19 protein-coding genes and 1 pseudogene are annotated in these 19,637 nt (G+C 70.8%); 13 read left to right on the forward strand and 7 right to left on the reverse strand.

Translation table 11 applies throughout. From position 1 onward, the window contains the following. Window positions 1-45 precede the first annotated feature (45 nt). A complete protein-coding gene (locus RV986_RS38745) occupies window positions 46-426 on the forward strand; it encodes a tetratricopeptide repeat protein (protein ID WP_475921848.1) in 381 nt (126 codons plus the stop codon). Between the two features lie 34 nt (window positions 427-460). Here RV986_RS38745 and RV986_RS38750 read toward each other — a convergent pair whose 3' ends face one another. Beyond that, entirely contained in the window at window positions 461-727 is a 267-nt protein-coding gene (locus tag RV986_RS38750) for a DUF6343 family protein (RefSeq protein WP_475921849.1), read from the reverse strand. 179 nt (window positions 728-906) lie between these two features. Here RV986_RS38750 and RV986_RS38755 point away from each other — a divergent pair, with 179 nt between their 5' ends. The 3 genes from RV986_RS38755 (at window position 907) to RV986_RS38765 (ending at window position 3,339) form a co-directional block, all read left to right on the forward strand. Beyond that, window positions 907-1,893 carry an acyltransferase domain-containing protein gene (locus tag RV986_RS38755; protein ID WP_475924588.1) on the forward strand — a complete coding sequence of 329 codons (987 nt, stop codon included), beginning with the start codon at window positions 907-909 and terminating at the stop codon, window positions 1,891-1,893. Window positions 1,894-2,054: 161 nt separating this feature from the next. Further along, window positions 2,055-2,732, forward strand: coding sequence for a class I SAM-dependent methyltransferase (locus RV986_RS38760; protein WP_475921850.1), 678 nt, complete (start codon window positions 2,055-2,057; stop codon window positions 2,730-2,732). A gap of 97 nt (window positions 2,733-2,829) precedes the next feature. Further along, the gene (locus RV986_RS38765) at window positions 2,830-3,339 is read left to right on the forward strand and encodes a DoxX family protein (RefSeq protein WP_475921851.1); all 510 of its coding nucleotides are present in this window, start codon (window positions 2,830-2,832) and stop codon (window positions 3,337-3,339) included. Window positions 3,340-3,408: 69 nt separating this feature from the next. On the opposite strand, the gene RV986_RS38770 is transcribed toward RV986_RS38765, so the two are convergent. After that, window positions 3,409-3,885 (reverse strand): RNA-binding S4 domain-containing protein, encoded by a 477-nt coding sequence (locus tag RV986_RS38770; protein WP_475921852.1) that lies wholly within the window; start codon window positions 3,883-3,885, stop codon window positions 3,409-3,411. A gap of 125 nt (window positions 3,886-4,010) precedes the next feature. On the opposite strand from RV986_RS38770, the gene nicT reads away from it, so the two are divergent. The 3 genes from nicT to pip all read left to right on the forward strand — a co-directional run bounded on the left by nicT (window position 4,011) and on the right by pip (window position 7,017). Continuing rightward, the gene (gene nicT, locus RV986_RS38775; protein ID WP_475921853.1) at window positions 4,011-5,162 is read left to right on the forward strand and encodes a Nickel transporter NicT; all 1,152 of its coding nucleotides are present in this window, start codon (window positions 4,011-4,013) and stop codon (window positions 5,160-5,162) included. Window positions 5,163-5,262: 100 nt separating this feature from the next. Beyond that, window positions 5,263-6,045 (forward strand): uracil-DNA glycosylase, encoded by a 783-nt coding sequence (locus tag RV986_RS38780; RefSeq protein ID WP_475921854.1) that lies wholly within the window; start codon window positions 5,263-5,265, stop codon window positions 6,043-6,045. A 9-nt stretch (window positions 6,046-6,054) separates the two neighbouring features. Then, window positions 6,055-7,017, forward strand: coding sequence for a prolyl aminopeptidase (gene pip, locus RV986_RS38785; RefSeq protein WP_475921855.1), 963 nt, complete (start codon window positions 6,055-6,057; stop codon window positions 7,015-7,017). A gap of 107 nt (window positions 7,018-7,124) precedes the next feature. Here the strand turns inward: pip and RV986_RS38790 are convergent, their stop codons facing one another. Beyond that, the gene (locus RV986_RS38790; protein ID WP_475921856.1) at window positions 7,125-7,784 is read right to left on the reverse strand and encodes a GntR family transcriptional regulator; all 660 of its coding nucleotides are present in this window, start codon (window positions 7,782-7,784) and stop codon (window positions 7,125-7,127) included. A gap of 50 nt (window positions 7,785-7,834) precedes the next feature. Here RV986_RS38790 and RV986_RS38795 point away from each other — a divergent pair. After that, a pseudogene (locus RV986_RS38795) lies at window positions 7,835-8,428 on the forward strand (aspartate/glutamate racemase family protein); the annotation flags it as partial. A gap of 95 nt (window positions 8,429-8,523) precedes the next feature. Here RV986_RS38795 and RV986_RS38800 read toward each other — a convergent pair. Then, on the reverse strand, window positions 8,524-8,940 hold the full coding sequence (locus RV986_RS38800) for a RidA family protein (RefSeq protein ID WP_475924589.1): 417 nt from the start codon (window positions 8,938-8,940) through the stop codon (window positions 8,524-8,526). Window positions 8,941-9,565: 625 nt separating this feature from the next. Next, window positions 9,566-9,691, reverse strand: a complete 126-nt coding sequence (locus RV986_RS38805; protein ID WP_475921857.1) for a hypothetical protein — start codon at window positions 9,689-9,691, stop codon at window positions 9,566-9,568. A gap of 800 nt (window positions 9,692-10,491) precedes the next feature. Here RV986_RS38805 and RV986_RS38810 point away from each other — a divergent pair. Beyond that, complete coding sequence (locus RV986_RS38810) at window positions 10,492-11,223, forward strand: DUF7873 family protein (protein WP_475921858.1); 732 nt, start codon at window positions 10,492-10,494, stop codon at window positions 11,221-11,223. Between the two features lie 644 nt (window positions 11,224-11,867). Further along, window positions 11,868-13,784 (forward strand): FUSC family protein, encoded by a 1,917-nt coding sequence (locus RV986_RS38815; RefSeq protein ID WP_475921859.1) that lies wholly within the window; start codon window positions 11,868-11,870, stop codon window positions 13,782-13,784. A gap of 42 nt (window positions 13,785-13,826) precedes the next feature. Here RV986_RS38815 and RV986_RS38820 read toward each other — a convergent pair whose 3' ends face one another. Next, window positions 13,827-14,780, reverse strand: a complete 954-nt coding sequence (locus tag RV986_RS38820; RefSeq protein WP_475921860.1) for an endonuclease/exonuclease/phosphatase family protein — start codon at window positions 14,778-14,780, stop codon at window positions 13,827-13,829. Window positions 14,781-15,038: 258 nt separating this feature from the next. On the opposite strand from RV986_RS38820, the gene RV986_RS38825 reads away from it, so the two are divergent. The 3 genes from RV986_RS38825 (at window position 15,039) to RV986_RS38835 (ending at window position 17,699) form a co-directional block, all read left to right on the forward strand. Then, the gene (locus RV986_RS38825; RefSeq protein ID WP_475921861.1) at window positions 15,039-16,439 is read left to right on the forward strand and encodes an amidohydrolase; all 1,401 of its coding nucleotides are present in this window, start codon (window positions 15,039-15,041) and stop codon (window positions 16,437-16,439) included. A 152-nt stretch (window positions 16,440-16,591) separates the two neighbouring features. Beyond that, a complete protein-coding gene (locus RV986_RS38830) occupies window positions 16,592-17,281 on the forward strand; it encodes a DUF899 domain-containing protein (protein ID WP_475921862.1) in 690 nt (229 codons plus the stop codon). A 244-nt stretch (window positions 17,282-17,525) separates the two neighbouring features. Further along, window positions 17,526-17,699: a hypothetical protein gene (locus tag RV986_RS38835; RefSeq protein WP_475921863.1), complete on the forward strand. Its 174-nt coding sequence runs from the start codon at window positions 17,526-17,528 to the stop codon at window positions 17,697-17,699. 12 nt (window positions 17,700-17,711) lie between these two features. Here RV986_RS38835 and RV986_RS38840 read toward each other — a convergent pair whose 3' ends face one another. Continuing rightward, the gene (locus RV986_RS38840; protein WP_475924590.1) at window positions 17,712-19,586 is read right to left on the reverse strand and encodes an ABC transporter ATP-binding protein; all 1,875 of its coding nucleotides are present in this window, start codon (window positions 19,584-19,586) and stop codon (window positions 17,712-17,714) included. Window positions 19,587-19,637: the final 51 nt, after the last annotated feature.

Genomic DNA, 19,637 nt, shown 5'->3' on the forward strand with positions numbered 1-19,637 from the left:
CTCGACGGGGGCGTTGAATCCGTGCAGCGAGGGAAGGACTCAGCCGTGCCCGAGACCAGCGGATCGACCGGACGTACTCCGGAGACGCATGTCATCGACTTCCGCGCCGCCGAGCAACTGCTCGCCGCGCGGGACCCGCGGGGCGCGGTGAAACTGCTCGACTCAGTGATCGCCGCGCATCCGGAGAACACCGCCGCCCGCCTGCTGCGCGCGCGTGCCTTCTTCGCCGCCGCGCAACTGCGGCCCGCCGAGCTGGAGTTCACGATCGTCCTGGAGCGCGAGCCGGACAACGCGTTCGCTCACTTCGCGCTCGCCCGCACCTATGAGCGCCAACTCCGCCCCGACCAGGCGAAGCGGCACTTCCGACTGGCGGCGGCGCTGGACCCGAAGCCGCAGTACCTGCAAGCGGCACGCTTCGACTCGTGAGGGCCCCGGCGGTCCCCGGGATCCGCCGGCCCCGTCACGGGTGGCGGTGCTCCGGCGGCCGGTACGGCGGGATGTCACGGCCCGGCTGGTAGTGCGGACCCTGGTGGATGTGCCGCAGGATCATGGTCATGTCGACGGTGACGATCAGCCACAGCACCCCGCAGGCGGCCGCCCAACCGGGCCGTCCGGTCAGCGCGAACGCGGCCGTACCGAAGATCGTCCAGAGCAGGCCCCAGACACTCAGCCAGAAGCGCAGCCGCAGAGCACTGCGCGCTGTCGTCGGTTCACTGCCTGTACGCATCGGAACCACTACTCCCTGAGTACCGCTCCGTGACCACGGCTCCGTACCGCTACTTGGTTGCCATCGCTCCGTAACCGCTACTCCTGACCACTGCTCCTACTGGAAACGTACTCTTCGTCGTGCACGTTGACCAAGAGACCGAGACGAGCGGACAGCGGTCGGACCGAGGGGAGGCGCGGGTGCTGCTGGAGGCGCTGCGGGCGGACGCGAGGCTCGCCGAGTGGCTGAGGGACCTGGAGGGCGAGGACACCCCCCGGGCAGAGGCGACGCTGCCGGACGCCGACGAGCTGCCGGACATCCTGCTCGACCTGACCGTGGCCCATGAGCACATCAACGAACTCGTCGCGCTGCGCGCCCGGTTGGTGGCCGACCCGGAGGCGATGACGCTCCTCGCGCGGTGCGTCGACCGTTTCGTACGGGACATGGGGGAGATCGGAAAGGGATGGGAACCGCCCGCGTTCCCCGCGTCGACGGGGCCGCTCGGGCGCTGCTTCCACCTGTACGTCTTCGTCGCGGCGCTCCCGTACGTGCGGGCCTACCACCGGGGGCGCGGCATTTCCGACGAGGTGTCCCGGCGCACCCTGGCCGATCTGGGGCGGCACGTGAGCGTGCACTGCAGACGGATGGGTACGCCGGGACTGCTCTTCCCCTGGTGGACCGCCCTGCCCTTCCACGGCGAGCTGTTCCAGCTGGGCCGACTGCAGTTCCAGCGGGCGCGGCTCGGCCGGCGCACGGGGCGGGCCGTCGCGGCGGCAGGCCTCGACGCCGACCCCGGCGACCCCTGTCTGAGCCTGCACATAGCCGACTTCCGGGGCCCGCTGTCGCCCGCCGCCTGCGAACGGTCGCTCGCGCTGGCACGTGATTTCTTCGCCCGGCACTACCCCGAAGAGCGCCATGAAGTCGCCGTGTGCCACTCCTGGCTCCTCGATGCGCAGCTCGGGCGGTATCTGCCGGCGGACTCGAACATCATCCGCTTCCAGGAACGCTTCGAGATCGCGTACCAGGAGACGACCCCGGACGACGGCGTGCCGGTCGGGTTCGTCTTCGGCGATCCGGAGCTGCCCGTGGGGACGCTGCCGCGCCGCAGCACGGTGGAGCGGGCGGTGGGGGACCATCTGCGTGGGGGCGGGCACTGGTATGCCGGGTATGGGTGGTTCGCGCTGTAAGCCAGCCCGCCAGCCCGCCAGCCAGCCCGCCAGCCAGTCCTCCAGCCCGCCTGTCCGCCTGCCCGCTGGTCCGCTTGTCCCGGCAATCTCACTCGTTCGGGTGAGCGGGGGACAGGAACGGACGGACGTGGGCCGCCCGTTGGACGGATATGAACATGCGAATGCGTGAAGGACATCAGGGGACCGGACCCGGGGCGATCACACCGGACGGCTGCGCCGTCGAGCTGTACGCACGCCTGCCCATCGGCGCGGAGCCGGACATCATCTCCGCCGCGGTGCCCGCGGACGCGCACATTCTGGAGCTGGGGTGCGGGGTGGGACGGATGACCCACCCGCTGCTGGAGCGCGGGTTCACGGTCACGGCGGTGGACGAGTCGGCGGAGATGCTGGAGCGGGTGCGCGGGGCGCGCACGATATGCGGCCCGATCGAGGACCTCGATCTGGGCGAGACCTTCGACGTGGTGATGCTCGCGTCGTTCCTCGTGCACACCGGGGACGCCGACCTGCGACGCGCCCTGCTCCACGTCTGCGCACGCCATGTCGCCGAGGGCGGCTGTGTGTTGATCCAGCGGGAGGGCGAGGACTGGCATCGGAACGTGCCCCGCGAGCGGGTCGACCCCGCCGGATACACCGTACGGATCCTGTCGGCGGAGCCGGTGGGAGACGGGGTGAACTCGGTCCGCGCGGAGTATGTGTTCCCCGACGCCACATGGACGCAGACGTTCACGTCCAGACCGTTGACGCAGGAGCGGTTCGAGGAAGCGCTCGGCGAGGCGGGGCTGCGGGTGGAGCGCTGTCTGACCGAGGACGGGGTGTGGGTGCGGGCGGTCAGAGTCTGATCCCGGGCACATTCCACTGCCACGGCGATGAGTTCAGGACACGAGCCCGGTCTACCTCTGCGACAGCACCTCGTACCGCTTCGCACAGGAGACCTCCATGTCCGAGACCACCGTCCCCGTCCCCGTCACCACGGTCGGCCACACCTCCTCGCACAGCGCCTCGTCCGCTTCTCCCTCGCCTTCCCTCTCGTCCGCCTCCTCCTCCGGCACCGTGCGGAGTCGTGGCGCACGCATCTCCCTGAGCGCCCTGCGGATCGTGCTCGGTCTGTTCTACGTACTCGCGAGCGCGCTGCCCAAGCTGATCGCGGACCCGTCGGCCGCCGAGGGCTTCGACAAGCTCGGCTGGGGCAGCACGGGGATGTACACCATCGGCGCACTCGAACTCGCCGGTGGCGTCGCGCTGCTGATCCCGCTGTTGTCCTCGGTGGCGGCGGTGGCGCTCAGCGGGCTGATGGTCGGCGCGTTCATCGTGAACGTCACCGTCATCCACGGCCCGTATGTGGCCACCCCGCTCATCCTGATCCTGCCGCTCGCGCTGATCGCCTGGGCCCGGCGGGGGCACAACGCCGAGCTGATCCGGTTGGTGCGGCGCCATCGGGTTCAGTGAGCCGTGGGTTGAGCCACAGGTTCGGTGAGCCACGGGTTCGGTGAGCCGTGGGTTGCATGAGCCTCGGGTTCAGGGGGCCTCGGGACCACCGCCGAGGCCCCGGAGGCGTTCCATATCGCGGCGGTCGCGCTTGGTGGGGCGGCCCGCTCCGCGGTCGCGGATGCCCGCCGGGGCGACCGCCTCGCGCGGCGGGGGCGGCGGACTGTTGTCGACGTAGCACTCGGCCGCGACGGGCGCGCCGACCCGCTTGCGGATCACGCGCTTGACGATGAGGATCCGCTCCCGGATCCCCTGTCGCAGACGTACCTCGTCGCCGACGCGCACGGCGTACGCGGGCTTGACGCGCTCGCCGTTCACCCGGACATGCCCGCCCCGGCACGCGGTCGCACCCATCGAGCGGGTCTTGACCAGACGTACGGACCAGATCCAGCTGTCCACCCGCACGCTCTCGCCGCCGGCCGGACGCGCGGCCTCGGCGGCGGCCACCGCCTGCTCCTCGTCGTTCTTCTCGTCGCTCTGCTCGACGTCCGCACCCTCAGAAGCCATGCCTCGACTCTAGAAGAGTCTCGGCCCGGCGTGCCCCGGTGGCTTTACTGCGAATTGGTTGCAGCTGCGACAGCTGTGCTCGAAAGTGGCTTCGGCGCTCGCAGTACGAAGAAAGACAGGCACGTATGGTCACCGCTCCCGCTCCCGCCTCCCCACAGCGTGCCGCATCGGCGGGTTCGCGTTGGCAGCGGATCCGCACCTCGATGACCCGCGGGGAATGGGCCCGGCTCGGCGGCATGGCGGCCTTCGTCCTCGCGCTGCACGTCATCGGCTGGTTCACCCTGGTGGTGATCGTGGCGCCCGAGCACTACAGCATCGGAACCAAGAGCTTCGGCATCGGGATCGGCGTGACCGCCTACACCCTGGGCATGCGGCACGCCTTCGACGCCGACCACATCGCGGCCATCGACAACACCACCCGCAAGCTGATGAGCGAGGGCAAGCGCCCGCTCTCCGTCGGCTTCTGGTTCTCGCTCGGGCACTCCAGCGTCGTCTTCGCGCTGGCCCTCCTGCTGTCGCTGGGCGTCAAGGCACTGGCCGGGCCCGTCCGGGACGACGGCTCCCAGCTGCACAGCGTCACCGGTCTGATCGGTACGGCCGTCTCCGGGGCCTTCCTCTACCTCATCGCCGGGATCAACCTCCTGATCCTCGTCGGCATCTGGAAGGTGTTCCGCCGGATGCGCACCGGCCACTTCGACGAGGCGGCGCTGGAGGAGCAGCTGAACAACCGCGGGCTGATGAACCGGCTGCTCGGCAGGGTGATGAAATCGATCACCAAGCCGTGGCAGATGTACCCGCTCGGCCTGCTCTTCGGCCTCGGTTTCGACACCGCCACGGAGATCGCCCTGCTGGTCCTGGCCGGTTCCGGCGCCGCCTCCGGGCTGCCCTGGTACGCGATCCTGTGTCTGCCGGTGCTGTTCGCCGCGGGTATGTCGCTGCTGGACACCATCGACGGGTCCTTCATGAACTTCGCCTACGGCTGGGCGTTCTCCAAGCCGGTGCGCAAGGTCTTCTACAACCTCACCATCACGGGCCTGTCCGTCGCGGTCGCCCTGATCATCGGCACCGTGGAACTGCTCGGCCTGCTCGCGGACAGACTCGGTCTGCACGGCTTCTTCTGGGACTGGGTCGCGGGCCTCGACCTGAACGTCCTGGGCTTCGTCATCGTCGGTCTGTTCTTCGTCACCTGGATCGTCGCCGTCGCGGTGTGGAAGTTCGGCCGGATCGAGGAGAAGTGGAGCGCCGGCCTGCGCCCCGCCGAGCAGCCGACGGACTGACGTCCACCGACTGACGTCCACCGACTGACGTCCACCGACCGGTGCCCACCGACCGGTGCCCACCGGCTGACGTTCACCGACTTGGTCGTACGGTGGGGACATGGACGTCGGCGACCTGGATGAACCGGGTGAACTGAACCAACCGGGTGAACTCGGTGAACTGGTCGATCTGCGTGATCTGGACGCGCGGATCTGCGGGTGCCGGGCCTGTCCGCGGCTGGTCGCGTGGCGCGAGGAAGTGGCCCGCACCAAGCGCGCCGCGTTCGCCGAGCAGACGTACTGGGGCCGTCCGGTCCCGAGCTTCGGACCGGCCGACGCCTCGCTGCTCGTCGTCGGGCTCGCCCCCGCGGCGCACGGCGGGAACCGGACCGGGCGGATGTTCACCGGGGACCGGTCCGGGGACGTGCTCTACGCGGCGCTGCACGACGTGGGGCTCGCCTCGCGCGGGACGGTGGTGAGCGCGGACGACGGACTGGAACTGTACGGCATACGCCTGACCTCGCCCGTGCACTGCGCGCCACCCGCCAACAAGCCGACGCCCGCGGAACGGGACGCCTGCCGACCGTGGCTCGTACGGGAGCTGGAGCTGCTGCGGCCCACGCTTCGGGCGGTGGTGGTGCTCGGAGCCTTCGGCTGGCAGGCCTCGCTGCCCGCTTTCGCCGCGGCGGGATGGACGGTTCCGCGGCCTCGGCCGGTGTTCGCGCACGGGGCGCGGGTCATGCTCGGTTCCGGCCACGAGCAAGGGGCGATCGAGCTCTTCGGGTGTTTCCACGTCAGCCAGCGCAACACGTTCACCGGACTGCTGACGCCCGACATGCTGCGGGACGTGCTGCGTACGGCGGCCGGGGAGGCGGGGCTGCCGACGCGGCCGTACGAGGGCTAGTCTCGCCCGATGGGCCTGTATCCGGAGATCGATCCGTACGACCACGGAATGCTCGACGTCGGTGACGGCAACCACGTCTACTGGGAGGTCTGCGGGAACCCCGACGGCAAGCCCGCGGTCATGCTGCACGGCGGTCCGGGGTCCGGCTGCGGTGCCGGGTTCCGGCGCTACTGCGACCCCGTCAAGTACCGGATCGTGCTGCTTGACCAGCGCGGCTGCGGACGCTCCACGCCGCACGCGAGCGCGTACGGGACGGACATGAGCGTCAACACGACGGCGCATGTGATCGGGGACCTTGAGCTGCTGCGGCGTCACCTGGGCATCCGGCGGTGGCTGGTGTGGGGGGTGTCGTGGGGCTCGGTGCTGGGGCTGCGGTACGCGCAGACGCATCCGGAGGCCGTGTCGGAGCTGGTGCTGACCGCGGTGGCCACCGGGTCGAACGCCGAGGTCGCCCTGCTGACCAGGGGCCTCGGGCAGATCTTCCCCGAGGCCTTCGAGCGGTTTCTCGCCGAACTGCCCGAGGGGGAGCGGGACGGGAATCTGGCGGCGGCGTACAGCAGGCTGCTCGAATCGCCCGACCCCGAGGTGCGGGCGCGGGCGGCGCGGGCCTGGACCGACTGGGAGACGGCGATCATCCCCGCGCCGCCGCGGTCCGTGGAGCGCTACGAGGACCCGGAGTTCCGCATGGGCTTCGCACGGACCGTCACGCACTACTTCGGCAGCGACCACTTCCTGGGGGAGGGGAACGACGAGGGCGTCGTGCTCCGTGACACGCCCCTGCTGAAGGGCATCCCGGGCACGCTCGTGCAGGGCAGCCTCGACTTCGGGAATCTGCTGGGCACGGTGTGGCGGCTGCACCACGGCTGGCCCGACAGCGAGTTGGTCGTCGTGGACGACGTGGGGCACACCATGGGAGCGACGGGCGTGGTGGACGCGTTGGTGGCGGCGACGGACAAGTACGCGGAGCGTTGACGGGAACGCGTCCGTCCGTCTGACGGAACACGTCCCTCCGTGTGACGGAACACGTCCCTCCGTCTAGCGGAACACATTCCTCCGTCTAGCGGAACACATTCCTCCGCCTAACGGGGTTCCTCACCCTCGCCGAACAGCTGCCGCACCGTCGAGCGGTAGTTGGTCTGCACGTGGGCGAGTGCGTGGGCGCGGGCGCGCGCCGGGTCGCCGGACGCGATCGCCTCGTACAACTCGCGGTGTTCGATGAGGAGTTGGGCCCACTCCTCGTTCTGCCGGGTGAGCCAGCGCAGTCGGCCGGCGACCGGTTCCAGTACGGAGATCAGCAGACCGTTGCCCGCCATCGCCAGGATGCGCTCGTGCAGGCGGCTGTTGATGTCGGTGATCGCTTCCGCGTCCCCGGCCTCGGTGGCGACGGCCGCGCTGTCGAGGAGTGCCTCGACCTCCGCCAGATCCTGCGGGGTCGCCCGCGACGCGGCGAGCCCGGCCGCGTAGACCTCCAGTGCCTCGCGCAGCTCGAAGAGTTCGGCGACGTCCGTCGGGGTGAGCCGGCGTACGACCGTGCGGCGCGGTGTTTCGAAGTGAACGAATCCCTCGGCGACGAGCGCGCGGATCGCCTCGCGCACGGGGACCCGGGAGACCCCGAAGCGCTCGGCCAGCTCGCGCTCGACCAGACGGTCGCCGGGGCGCAGCCGCCCCGCGATGATCTCCTGCCGGAGTGCGGCCAGGACGCGCTCGCGGACCGCGCCCAGGGGTTCGATCTTCGTCATGCGGCCATCTTCGCCGACTGCGGGGGTGTTTTACGGAGCTGTAACGGCGACCCGAGTCCGCCGAGGGCTGGCTCGACAGCTACCTCTCCGCCGCGGCCGTACTCGACACCCTGCGGACGTACGAGGGACCGTACGACGCCGTGGTCATGGCGGGCTTCGGCGAACACGGACGCGAGGGCGCGCGCGAACTCGTCGACGTGCCCGTCGTCGACATCACCGAGGCCGCCGCCCATCTCGCCTGTCTGCTCGGCCGCCGCTACGGAGTCGTCACCACCCTGGAGCGGTCGCGCGGCCAGATCGAGGACAGCCTGCACGCCGCCGGAGTCGCCCAGAACTGCGCCACCGTCGTCGGCACCGGCCTGGGCGTCCTCGACCTCGGCGACGCCCAGCGCACGGAGGAAGCCTTCGTGACCGCCGCGGAGCGGGCCCGGGAGGCCGGCGCCGAGGTCCTCGTCCTCGGCTGCGCCGGCATGACCGGGCTGCGACGCGCCGTGGGGGAGAAGCTGGGTCTGCCCGTCGTCGACGGGGTCGCCGCGGCGGTCAAACTCGCCGAGTCCCTGGTCGCCCTGGGGCTGACGACGAGCCGGGCGGGAAGCTATGCGCGGCCGCTGCCGAAGCGGAGGGTGTGGGGTGGCCAGGGGTGACGGTGGGGTGGGCTCCTGGAGGGGGACGGGGCGCGGTCGTGGGAACGGTCGTCGAACTGGGACTGACAGTCAGAGTCGGCCTCGGGCTCGTCGGACTAGGGCTGGGGCTGGGGCCCGGGCACGACGGCCGTCGCCGTGATTTCCACCAGCTGCCCCGTGTACCCGAGGCAGGCCACCCCGAGCAGCGTCGACGAGTGGGGTCCGCTGCTGAGCCCGGACGCCTCGACGACACGCCAGACGTCGGAGAGCACCGTGGGCTCACTGCTCACCACATACACATCGGTCGTCACGACGTGCGCGAAGTCGCTGCCCACCGCGCGCAGTTGCTCGCCGAGATTGGCGATCACCTGCTCGGCCTGCCGTACGGGATCACCCACGCCGACGATCTCCCCCACCGCGTCCAGCGGCACGGCCCCCGCCAGGAACGCGAGCCGTGTGCCCGCCTCGACGACCGACGCGTGAGCGTACGCGGGAGGCGGGAAGAGGCTGGGGGCGGTGACGCGTGTGAGCACGGGAACTCCGGTGATCTTCGGCTGGGCGGGCGACCTGCCCATGATGAGGGCGGCGGACCGCGACCGCACTCGTTTTATCCCGGGCCGAGGACCCCGGCGTCGGCATAGGGGTTGTCCACCAGTCACTCGTCCTCGCGCGGTCTCCGCTCGCACCCCCGATCCGGTACGCGAGCCCCTCCGGCTCCCCGATGTCGCATCACTCCCGCGCGTCGTCCCCCTTCTCCTCTCCCCGGAGCAACGTGCGTCCCGGACTGCGAGCTGCAGGGCGAGTGCCGAGCGCGTGTCAAGGCGTAGGGTGACGCACTCGTCCGGGAGCCCGGTGCACTCCACCGTCTCCCGCAGACACAGCCGACCGTCCTGATCACCGGCCACGAGAATTGGCCCCCGCTCCTCGGAGTCGGTCGAGCCCGCTACCAAGAAGGTCAACTCGCTCCCGCTCTCTCGGACTTCGTACCGGGGCAGGTACGGACAGCCGGGTGAGCCTCGGCGCGCTTCCACGAGGTGCCCCACAGTCCTCGGGGGTGGCGGAGGATGGGTGGGATCGAATCGGTCCGGGGACAAGGGCCCGCATCAAGACGTTTCGTCGCTGGTCATGGCGTGGAGCACGGCACCTGTCCGGCGCGGGTCACATCGCTCGTACGAGAGCGCGCAGCTCGGTTCGGCCACGGTCGATCACGTCCAGCCACGGCGCGGCCTCGGTCCCGGGGGGCATGGGCTGGTCGGCGATCAGGTCGAGGGGGCCGTAGGGCACGTCCAGCCAGCGGCGCAGGGCCTGCCAGTCGCGGGTGCGCTCGCGGCGCAGGTGAGGGGACGTGGGGGAAGCCTCGTACTGGGTGCCGTCCGCTCCGTTCGCGTGCAGGAGGCCCGAGCGGCGTACCAGGCACGGGTAGCAGACGCCGCAGTTGTCGTAGGGGCGGTTCTGGCGGCGCCTGGGTGGGGCTCCACAGCTCAGTGTCGCCTCCAGATCGGCAGGGGAGAGGCCGCCGGTGCGGGCCTATGCGCCCCCTTTGCCCAGCACCGCCAACACGGTCGTCGTCAGCGTGCAGACGAGCGCGACGATGGCTCCGAGGCTGGCCAGACCGGTCTTGCGGTCGGGGAAGAGTTCACGACCCGTCTGACGAAGCCCAGGGCGTGCGGCGAGTGTGCGCAGACGCTGCCATTTGTGCTGCTCGTAGTGACAGCCACGCAGCAGACCATGAGCGTTGTTTCGACACGTCTGGCCTTGCCTCCGGATGGGGGCGCCGCAAGGAACCGGGGCCTGCACCAGGAACCACAAGGGACTCAACGCGAAGAGGCCGGTCAGCCCGATGGGGCCGACATCGGTGGTAAGCAGCCTGTGATGGCGGCGATGAAGGTGATGAGTCCCCAGTAGGGCCAGACTCTCCGCCAGTTCATGACAGAAGAACGTATGAGTGGAGGGCGCGCATCAGGAGAGCGCACAAGGGCGCACCGAAGCAGGCGCCATCCTGTGTGGCGACCGCAAGGGAGGCGGAGCTCTACCGCCGAATATTCCTTCGAAGTCGGTCAGTTGGCACTGCTAACGTCTCTCACGTGGCGAAACTCAATCAGATCATCGCAGTGGAGAAGGGCATCAAGTCCAAGTCCCATCAGGACCTGACGTCCGCTCATCATGGGCTGCAGAAGCCCGCGTTGCTGGCCGGTATCTCGCGGACGTATCAGCCGAAGGACGAGGAGGGCGAGCAGTTGCCGCCCGAGTCGACGCGGGTGCAGGTGCAGGCCGAGGACGTGCTGCGGGAGACCGCGGGGACGCTCACGCGACTGTTCGATGTGACCGCCACCAAGGACTGGGCGAACTGCACGGCCCGGGCGGATGTGAAGGTGGACGGGCGGGTGCTCGTCGCCGACGTGCCCGTGTCGTATCTGCTCTTCCTCGAGAAGCAGCTCACCGACCTCAACACCTTTGTGCGGAAGCTGCCCGTTCTCGACGCCTCCGAGTCGTGGGTGCAGGATCCCTCCACCGACGCGTGGAAGACCGAGCCGGTACGGACGCTTCGTACGAAGAAGGTCCCGCGGAACCACGTCAAGGCCGAGGCCACCGACAAGCACCCCGCCCAGGTCGAGGTGTACTACGAGGACATTCCCGTCGGGTACTGGACGACCGTGAAGTTCTCCGGCGCGCTGCCCGCGCGGCGGGTGAACGAACTTCTCGACCGGGTGGAGAAGCTGCAGCAGGCCGTCAAGTTCGCCCGGGAAGAGGCGAATGGCGTGGACGTCGTCGACCAGCGCGTCGGGGACTCCGTGTTCGGCTACCTGTTCGGGTAGCCTCAAGAACTCCCCGGCCACAACGCACCACGGCCGGGGTGCGCGAGGAGCGCAAGCTGAACCTGAAGCTTGTCGTGAATGCACGGTTCCAGTGGAGGTTCGAATCCTCCCCGCGGCACCAGACGGCACTCCACCCAGTGCCCACGCGCCGCGGTAGCCCAATTCGGCAGAGGCAGACCGTGATCAATCTCAGACTCTTGCTCCAGACTCAGTATTCGCCGCCGATCGCCGGATCGACCGGGCCCAGGCCCTAGTACGCCGAAATGCTGGTTCAAGTCCAGTCCGCGCAGCTCGATGCGTGGTGGTCCAAAGGCAGGACGCGGCGACATAACGACTGACCTGGGTCCTCAAGTGTGCCGGCGTGCCGCATGGGTGGCATCACAGGGTCCGGGGGCCGGCTACGCCCTCGGACCCGCTCCCCGTTCGGGAACGACGCGGGCCCGCTACCCGCTACCCGCTCCCTGTTCAGCGACAAACCGGACCCGTCCTCGATTGCGTTCATAAAGAACGCGGCATCCCTGTGATGCGTCACCTTCCGGAAATGCGTACGTTCCATTTCCTCCAGCAACGCGATCTACCGTAGGGACTACGCAGCCCGGCCGACGTCGCCCGAAGGCACTCCGCCCTCGCCCGACAGGAGTCCCGTGTCCCGCCTCAGCGTCGCCGTACCGCCCTGGCTCGCCCACACCCTGCGCGCACAGCGCGGCCCCGTGCCCTGGAACGCGGTCGTGCGGGGGGCGTTGGCCGCCGGGCCGCTGCTGCTCGTGGCCGTTCTGAGCGGCCATACCTCTGCCGGGGTGGTCGCCGCCCTCGGTGCCATGCTCACCGGGATCAACGACCGGCCGGGAAGCCGCCGGGCGGCGGTCAAACGGCTCGGGGCACCGGCGCTCTCGGGAGCCGGTGGACTGCTCGTGGGTTCGTACGCCGGTCAGCACGTCGGCGCGGTGACGCTCACCCTTCTTCTCACGGTGCTCGGGCTGTTCGCCGGAGCCGTCAGCGCCGTCGGGCCCGTCGCGAGCGGAGCGGGTACGCAACTGCTCGTCGCCGCCGCCATCGGAGCCGGGATGCCGCTGCCCGAACCCGGATGGCAGCGGGCGCTCCTCTTCGTCGCCGGGGCCGGGTGGCTGCTCGTGCTGCGACTCGCGCTGCCGACGCCCGGGGCCACCGCCGGGGACTACCGGTTCGACGGGGAGCGGGCCGCCGTCGCCGGTGTGTACGACGCCGTCGCCGCACTGCTCGAAGCGGTCGGAGGGCCGGACGCGACCGGGCGCCGGGTCGCCCTCACCGCCGCGCTCGACCACGCCCAGGACGCGCTGGGCGGGCCCCGGCTGCGGCGGTACGCCGGCTCCGCGGCCGAGCGGCGGCTGCACGCGCAGTACGCCGCCGCGCTTCCGCTCGCCGAGGCCGCGACCGCGCTCGCCTGGGCGGGAGAGGCGGTGTCCGCCAGGGCCGTGGAAGGCCCGCGACGGCTCGCCGTCGCCGTACGGAGCAACACGCACGCCGGCCCGCTGCCCGCTCCCACCTTCCCCCACGCTCGGCTCCGCTCGCGCGGGGGCACCCGCGTCGCACCCGCCCTGCGCGCCCTCGACGACGCCCTTCTGCACGCGGCCGACGCCTTCGACCGGGGCGGCTCCGACAACTCCCTGCACACCCGGCGTCGTACCGTCGCCTCCCTCGTCCGTACGGCCCTCGGTTCCGGAGGACGCGAGTACGGGTACCGGGTCGCCCTCTGCTTCGGTGCCGGCGTGGCCGTGGCACAGGCCCTGCACCACGCCCGCTGGTACGGCAGCCACTCCCACTGGTACTGGCTGCCCGCGACCGCCGTCTTCCTGGTCAAGCCCGACCTCGGACCGCTCGCCTCGCGGGTGATCTGCCGGGCGGCGGGGACGGTGCTCGGCGCCGTCGTCTTCGCCGGGTTCGCGGCCCTGCTGCCGAGGCCCGCCGGGCTCGTGGCCCTGGTGGCGCTGTGCGGTGCCCTGATCCCCGTCGCCACCCGGCACTTCGCGGCGCAGACCGCCGTCGTGACCGTGCTCGTGCTCTCCCTGGTGATGGTGGGAGGCGAGCCGCAGGCCTCCTGGAGCCGCATCGGCGAAACATCGCTGGCCTGCGTGATCGTGCTGCTCGTCGGGCATCTGCCGGCGCTCGGGCAGCGCGGGGGAGCGGTACGGGCGCGGCTGACCCGGGCAGCCGAGGCCGCGCAGGCGTACCTCGCCCATGTGCTGAGCGACGGTACGACCGACGACCGGGCCGGCCGCTGGACCCTGCGCCGCGAGGCCTACCGCGCGCTCGCCGAGGCACGCGCCGCGATCGACCTCGCCGCCGCCGAACTCCCCGCCCTGGCACGGCACGCCGAGGGGACCGACGAGATCGCGGCCACCCTCGAAGGGCTCGTCGACACCACGACCGCGTGCGCCGTACAACTCGACGACACCGGGCGGCTCACACCCCAGCACACCGAACGGATCGCCGAACTCCTCGACGAACTGGCCGAGGGACGGCAGCGGGCCGGACTGCTCGACGAACTGGCCGAGGGACGGCAGCGGGCCGGACTGGTGGCCTAGGTCCGCTCGCCGGCCTTGGACCACCGCCGGTGTCCCGGACGATCAGACCGCCACGCGCGCCCACACCGGCGCATGGTCCGACCCGGGCGCCCCGCGCCGCTCGCCCGGGTCCGGGCCGACCGACGGCAGCCGCGGCTCCGCCGTGCCCGGTACGCCCGTGCCCGCGGCGGTGATCCGGTGGATCAGTCGGTGGCCGGCCAGGATGTGGTCGATCAGCTCGCGACGCCCGGAGTTGACGCGCGAGTAACGTCGGTCGGCCGGGATGAGCGGCGCCACGTCCCACAGACGCGTCGCGTCGCCCCGGTCGGGACGGTCGTAGCCGGGGGTGCCGATCTCGGAGCCGGGCGGCCCGAGCAGGATCTGGGTGGTCGCGGCCTGCACCTCGTCGTTCAGGTCGCCGAGCACGGCCACATCATGTGTCTCGCCCTCCCCGGCCAGGAGGGTGTCGGCCAGCGCGCGCAGCGCCGTGGCCTCGGCGGCGCGCCGGTACAGGGCGTACGCGCCGTAGCGGGCCCGTTCGCCCTCGTCCCGCGGCTGGAAGCGTCCGCCCGGGTACGACAGCAGCTTCGACTTCAGATGGCAGACGGCCACCTTCAGCGTCAGACCCCCGACCGCGATCTCCACCGCCAGGAAGCCGCGGCCCGTCCGCGCGACCGTACCCCCGGCGTCGTCGCTCTGCACGGGGCGCAGCAGTTCGGGGAAGGCGGTCGTGTCCGCGAGGACGCGCGGTGCCACTCGGCTGAGGAAACCGACCCTGATGCCCCGGTCGTCGGCGTGCTCGGACAGGGCGATGTGCCAGTCGCCGTTCAGCAGTCCGGTCAGGTCTTCGAGCGCGCCGGGGTCGCCGACCTCCTGGACCCCCAGCAGGGTCGGGTCGAGTTCCGTGATCACGGAGGCCAGGGCGGCGAGCTTCGTCTCGTAGGCGGCCTTGTCCTTCGGCCCGGACGGACCGCCGGGCCGGAAGAGGTTCTCCAGGTTCCAGGTGGCGAGGAGCATGCGGACTCCGTTCGAGGGCTGATCGAGGGTCGGGCGAGGGTCGGGCGAGGATCGGTCGAGGGATGTTCGAGGATCAGGCAAGGGCCGGGTGAGGATCAGGCAAGGGTCGGGTGAGGATCGGTCGAGGGATGTTCGAGGGTCGGTCGAGGCGGACTCCGATGACGCCAGGGTGCGCGCGCACGCGCCGCCGCGACAGGGCTGGGACGGGATCCGCGGTTCAAGTCCCCCCGCGGCACGACACCGTCGTACGGTGACGCGATGACGCCGGCTGCCACGACCCCGTCCGTATCGGGCCCCGCCGATCTCCTCATCACCGGATGCACCGCCCTCGTGCACGACGAGAACGAGGGGATCGGGTTCGTCGAGGACGCGTCGATCGTCGTACGGGACGGGGTCATCGAGTCGGTCACCCGGGCCGGGGTCGTCGAGTCGGTCACCCCCGAGGGGCGCCTCCCGGACGCCGTCGAGCGCATCGACGCCCGCGGTCGGGTGGCGATGCCCGGCCTGATCAACTGCCACACCCACACGCCGATGGTCGCCCTGCGCGGGATCGCCGAGGATCTGCCCGCGGAGGAGTGGTTCAACGACTTCATCTGGCCCATCGAGTCCAACCTCACGGAGAAGGACGTGGAGCTGGGTGCGCGACTCGCCTGTGCCGAGATGATCCGCGGGGGTGTCACCTGCTTCGCCGATCACTACTTCTCGATGGACGTGGTCGCCGCCGTGACGGCCGAGAGCGGGCTGCGCGCCCACCTCGGCGAGGCGTTCTTCTCCTCGCAGGGACCCGAAGGCCGGGAGAGGTCACTGGAGTTCGCACTGCGGTACCGGGGCGCCGCCGACGGCCGTGTCACCACCGCGCTCGCCCCGCACGCCCCGTACACCGTGGCCGACGCCGATCTCGCCGCGACCGCCGCACTCGCCCGCGAGCACGGCCTTCCGGTACACCTGCACGCGGCCGAGAGCCGTGCGCAGACCGACACCAGCCTGGCCCGGTACGGCCGGACGCCCATCGAGATCCTGCGACGCGCCGGGCTCCTCGACAACGCGGCCGGTCTCCTCATCGCACACGGCACCGGCATCGTCGACCGCGACCTTCCGGTACTGGAGGGCGCGAGCGGACCGGTCGCCGTCGCGACCGCACCGCGCGGCTATCTGAAGTTCGCCTGGGACCCGACCCCGGTGCGGGCCCTGCGTGAGATCGGCGTCCCCGTCGGGCTGGCCACGGACGGGGCCGCGTCCAACAACTCCCTGGACGTGTGGGAGGCGATGGCGCTCACCGCGCTCGTGCAGAAGTCGGCCGAGGGTGATCCACGATGGCTGACGTCACGTCAAGCCCTTCACCACGCCACGCTCCAGAGCGCGCGGGCGGTCGGCCTGGGAGAGCGGATCGGGAGCCTCGCGCCGGGACGACGGGCCGACATCGTCCTCGTCGACCTCACCGGCCCGCACACCCGGCCCGTACACGATCTCGCGGCCACGCTCGTGCACAGCGCCCGCAGCGGGGATGTGACGACGACGATCGTCGACGGGCGCGTCCTGATGCGGGACCGCGAACTGCTGACGATCGATCTGCCGGCCACGGTGGGGGAGCTGGAGGAGCGGCTGCCCGCACTCGTCGACCGGAGCCATGGGAAGCGGATCCAGGAGTACGACACCTGATCCTGATCCTGATCCTGATCCGGAGCCTCCAGGGCCCTGTCACGGAAATCCTGTGCGGAAAATCCTGTGCGGAAAATCTTGGCCGTACGCCGATGAGTTCCGCCCCCGCGCCCGGTCACCACACCGAAGGCACCGGTTCCGTAGGAGGGCACATGACGCTTCCCCAGCTCGTCTCGCGTGAGGAGTGGCGCGCCGCGCGCGAGAAACTGCTGCTCAAGGAGAAGGCGGCGACACGCGCGCGGGACGCGCTGAACGCGGAGCGGCGGCGACTGCCGATGGTCGAGATCGACAAGGAGTACGTGTTCGAGGGCGGCGACGGCAAGGCGACGCTGCTCGACCTCTTCGAAGGGCGCCATCAACTCGTCGTCTACCACTTCATGTTCGCGCCGGAGTGGGACGCGGGCTGCCGCAGCTGCTCGGCCTTCCTCGACCAGATCGGACACCTCGCCCATCTACGGGCCCGCGGGACGGAGTTCGCCGCGGTGTCCCGGGCGCCGTACACCAGGATCCTGCCCTTCAAGGCCCGGATGGGCTGGACGGTGCCCTGGTACTCGTCGTACGACGGCGACTTCAACCACGACTTCCTGGTGTCCGTCGAGGTCGACGACGAGCCCTACGAACGTCCGGGCGTGAGCTGCTTCCTGCGGGACCGCGACCGGGTCTTCCACACCTACTCGACGTACGGGCGCGGCCTCGACGGGCTCGGTTCCACGACCACCCTGCTGGACCTCACGGCACTCGGCCGGCAGGAGGAGTGGGAGAAACCCCCGGGACGGGCATCGGCCCTCGGGGCACCGGCCGGCAGCGAGCGGATCCGGTACCACGACGAGTACGACCACTGAGCCGGGTACGGCGGCGGGGCATGGCGGCAGGCACGGAGACGGGTGCGGAGGACCGACATGAAGGAGTGGGACGGGAGAAGTCGCGCAGTGAAACGTGCGCGGGCCGAGAGTTTCCTCACAGCGCCGTAGTGAACAGGTGTTGACTATGTCTCAGTACCGTCACTTGGCGAGCCGTTCACCCTGCCTTTGGCGTTTAACTCTATGAGTACAGCGCCATGAGTACGGCGCTACATGGAGGTGCAGGGTGAACGGGCGAATGGTGCTGGAGCGCTTTCCCGCCGGTGGGCCGCGCGGTTCGTGGCCCGCGGAGGAGTTCGCGCAGGCGTGCCGCCTCCAGGGGCAGGCCGCGGAGGTCGTCATGGACCTCGCCTCGGACGCGTTCCTGGTGATCGTGCGGGGCGGCGAACTCGTCGAGTGAGGTCGGCCGGGGTCAGCCCGCCTTGGGAGCGGGCACCTTCGTGGGCAGCTTCGTCGTGAACTGCTCGGCCTGCAGCGCGTACAACTCGGCGTAGACACCCCCCGTGGCCAGCAGTTCGTCGGGGCTGCCGGACTCCACCAGACGGCCCTGCTCAAGGACGTGCACCAGATCGGCGTGGCGGACCGAGGCCAGCCGGTGCGTGATGAGGACGACCGTCTGGCCGCTGCCCGCCAACGCTCTGATCTTCTCGAAGACCTCCAGCTCCGCCCGGGCGTCGAGCGCCGCGGTCGGCTCGTCCACGATCAGGATGCGGCCGCGACGGTACGCGGCCCGCGCGATCCCCAGCCGCTGCCACTGCCCGCCCGACAGCTCGTGACCGCCGCTGAAACCGCGGGCGAGCAGCGTGTCCAGGCCGCGGGGCAGGTCGGCGACCACGTCCTCGGCCCCGGCCTCCGCCACCGACGAGGCCACGCGCTCGTCGGTCAGCGGTGCCGAGGCGCGCCCGACGGCTACGTTGACGCGGGCCGTGAACGGCCACCGTTTGAAGTCCTGCGCCACCATCGCGATGCGTTCGGCGAGTTGATGCCGGTCCGCGGTCGCCGCGTCGACGTCGTCCCACAGGATCCGGCCCCGCTCGGGCGCGTACAGGCCCGCGAGCAGCTTCACCAGGGTCGTCTTGCCCGAGCCGTTCTCGCCGACGAGCGCCACGATCTTGCCGAGCGGCATGCTGAGGCTGACGTCCGCGAGCGCGGGCCGGGTGGAGTCGCCCGGGTAGCTGAACGTGACGTTCTCGAAGCGGATCTCGCTCGGATCCTCGGGGAGCGGGGCGCCACCCACCGGGATCGCGCGTTCGGCCGCCTCGACGTACAGACGTTGCAGATCGCCCACGAACAGGGCTTCCTCGTGGAGGGAGTTGACCTCCAGGACGAGCGTGTCGAGGCTCGCGGAGCCGGTGCGGATCGCGATCACGGCCGTACCGGCGACGGAGAGCGCCATCGCCCCGGCCAGCAGCAGTGCGCCGAGGGTCGCGTACGTCGCCACGGTGGCGATGCCCGTCCAGGCGGCCGCGACCAGGCCGGTACGGGCGGAGAGACGGGCCAGGCGGGCCTGTTCGGCCTCGGCGGTCTCCGACATCGAGCGGAAGTGGCGCAGCAGGAACGGGCCGACGCCGTGCACGCGGATCTCCGGCGCGGCCGCGGGCTCGGTGAGCAGACTGCTGATCAGGTGCCCCGCGCGGGCGTGCTGCACCCAGGTGTGGAAGGACTCGTAGCGGCGCCGGGCGATGGTCAGCGAGCTCCACGCGCTCGGCAGAGTCATCGTCACGAGCAGCGGCAGCAGCGCGGGGTGCAGCACGGTCAGTACGCCCGCGGCGGCGATCAGGGAGATCATCGCGTTCACGACGCGGGTGGCGATCGCGATCATGCGGCGGGCCGAGGAAGCGCCGTACTGCGCGGTGTCCAGCAGCTTGTGGAAGGCGTCGTCCTCGATCGCGGACAGTTCGACGGCGGCTGCCCGCTCCAGGTACAGCTCGGTCGCGACGCGCTCCACCTTGGGCTCCAGGCGCCCGGTGGCGTATGTCGACGCCGCCCGCAGCAGCGCGGCGAACAGCATGACGGCGGCGACCGTGATCAGTGCCGGGACCGCGCCGCGCAGCCGGTCCTCGACCGGGCCGCCCGTCATCAGCCGGCCCAGCACGCTGTTGACGGCCAGCAGACTCACCGCCTGCGCGGCGCCCCGGGCCAGCTCGGCGCTCAGCACGATCCGGGCGGCACGGCGGTCCGCGGTCCAGGCGAGCCGGAAACTGGACGCCAGCAGCGACGGCAGCCGCGTCACCATCGCGCGGAAGTTCAACTCCATGAACGCGTCGGAGTGCTGGGACCAGCCCATGTCGTAGCGGAGCGGGCCGCCGAAGAGCAGGCGTTCCGATGCGGACGGCGC

It is taken from the genome of Streptomyces sp. RLA012 (assembly GCF_056270325.1).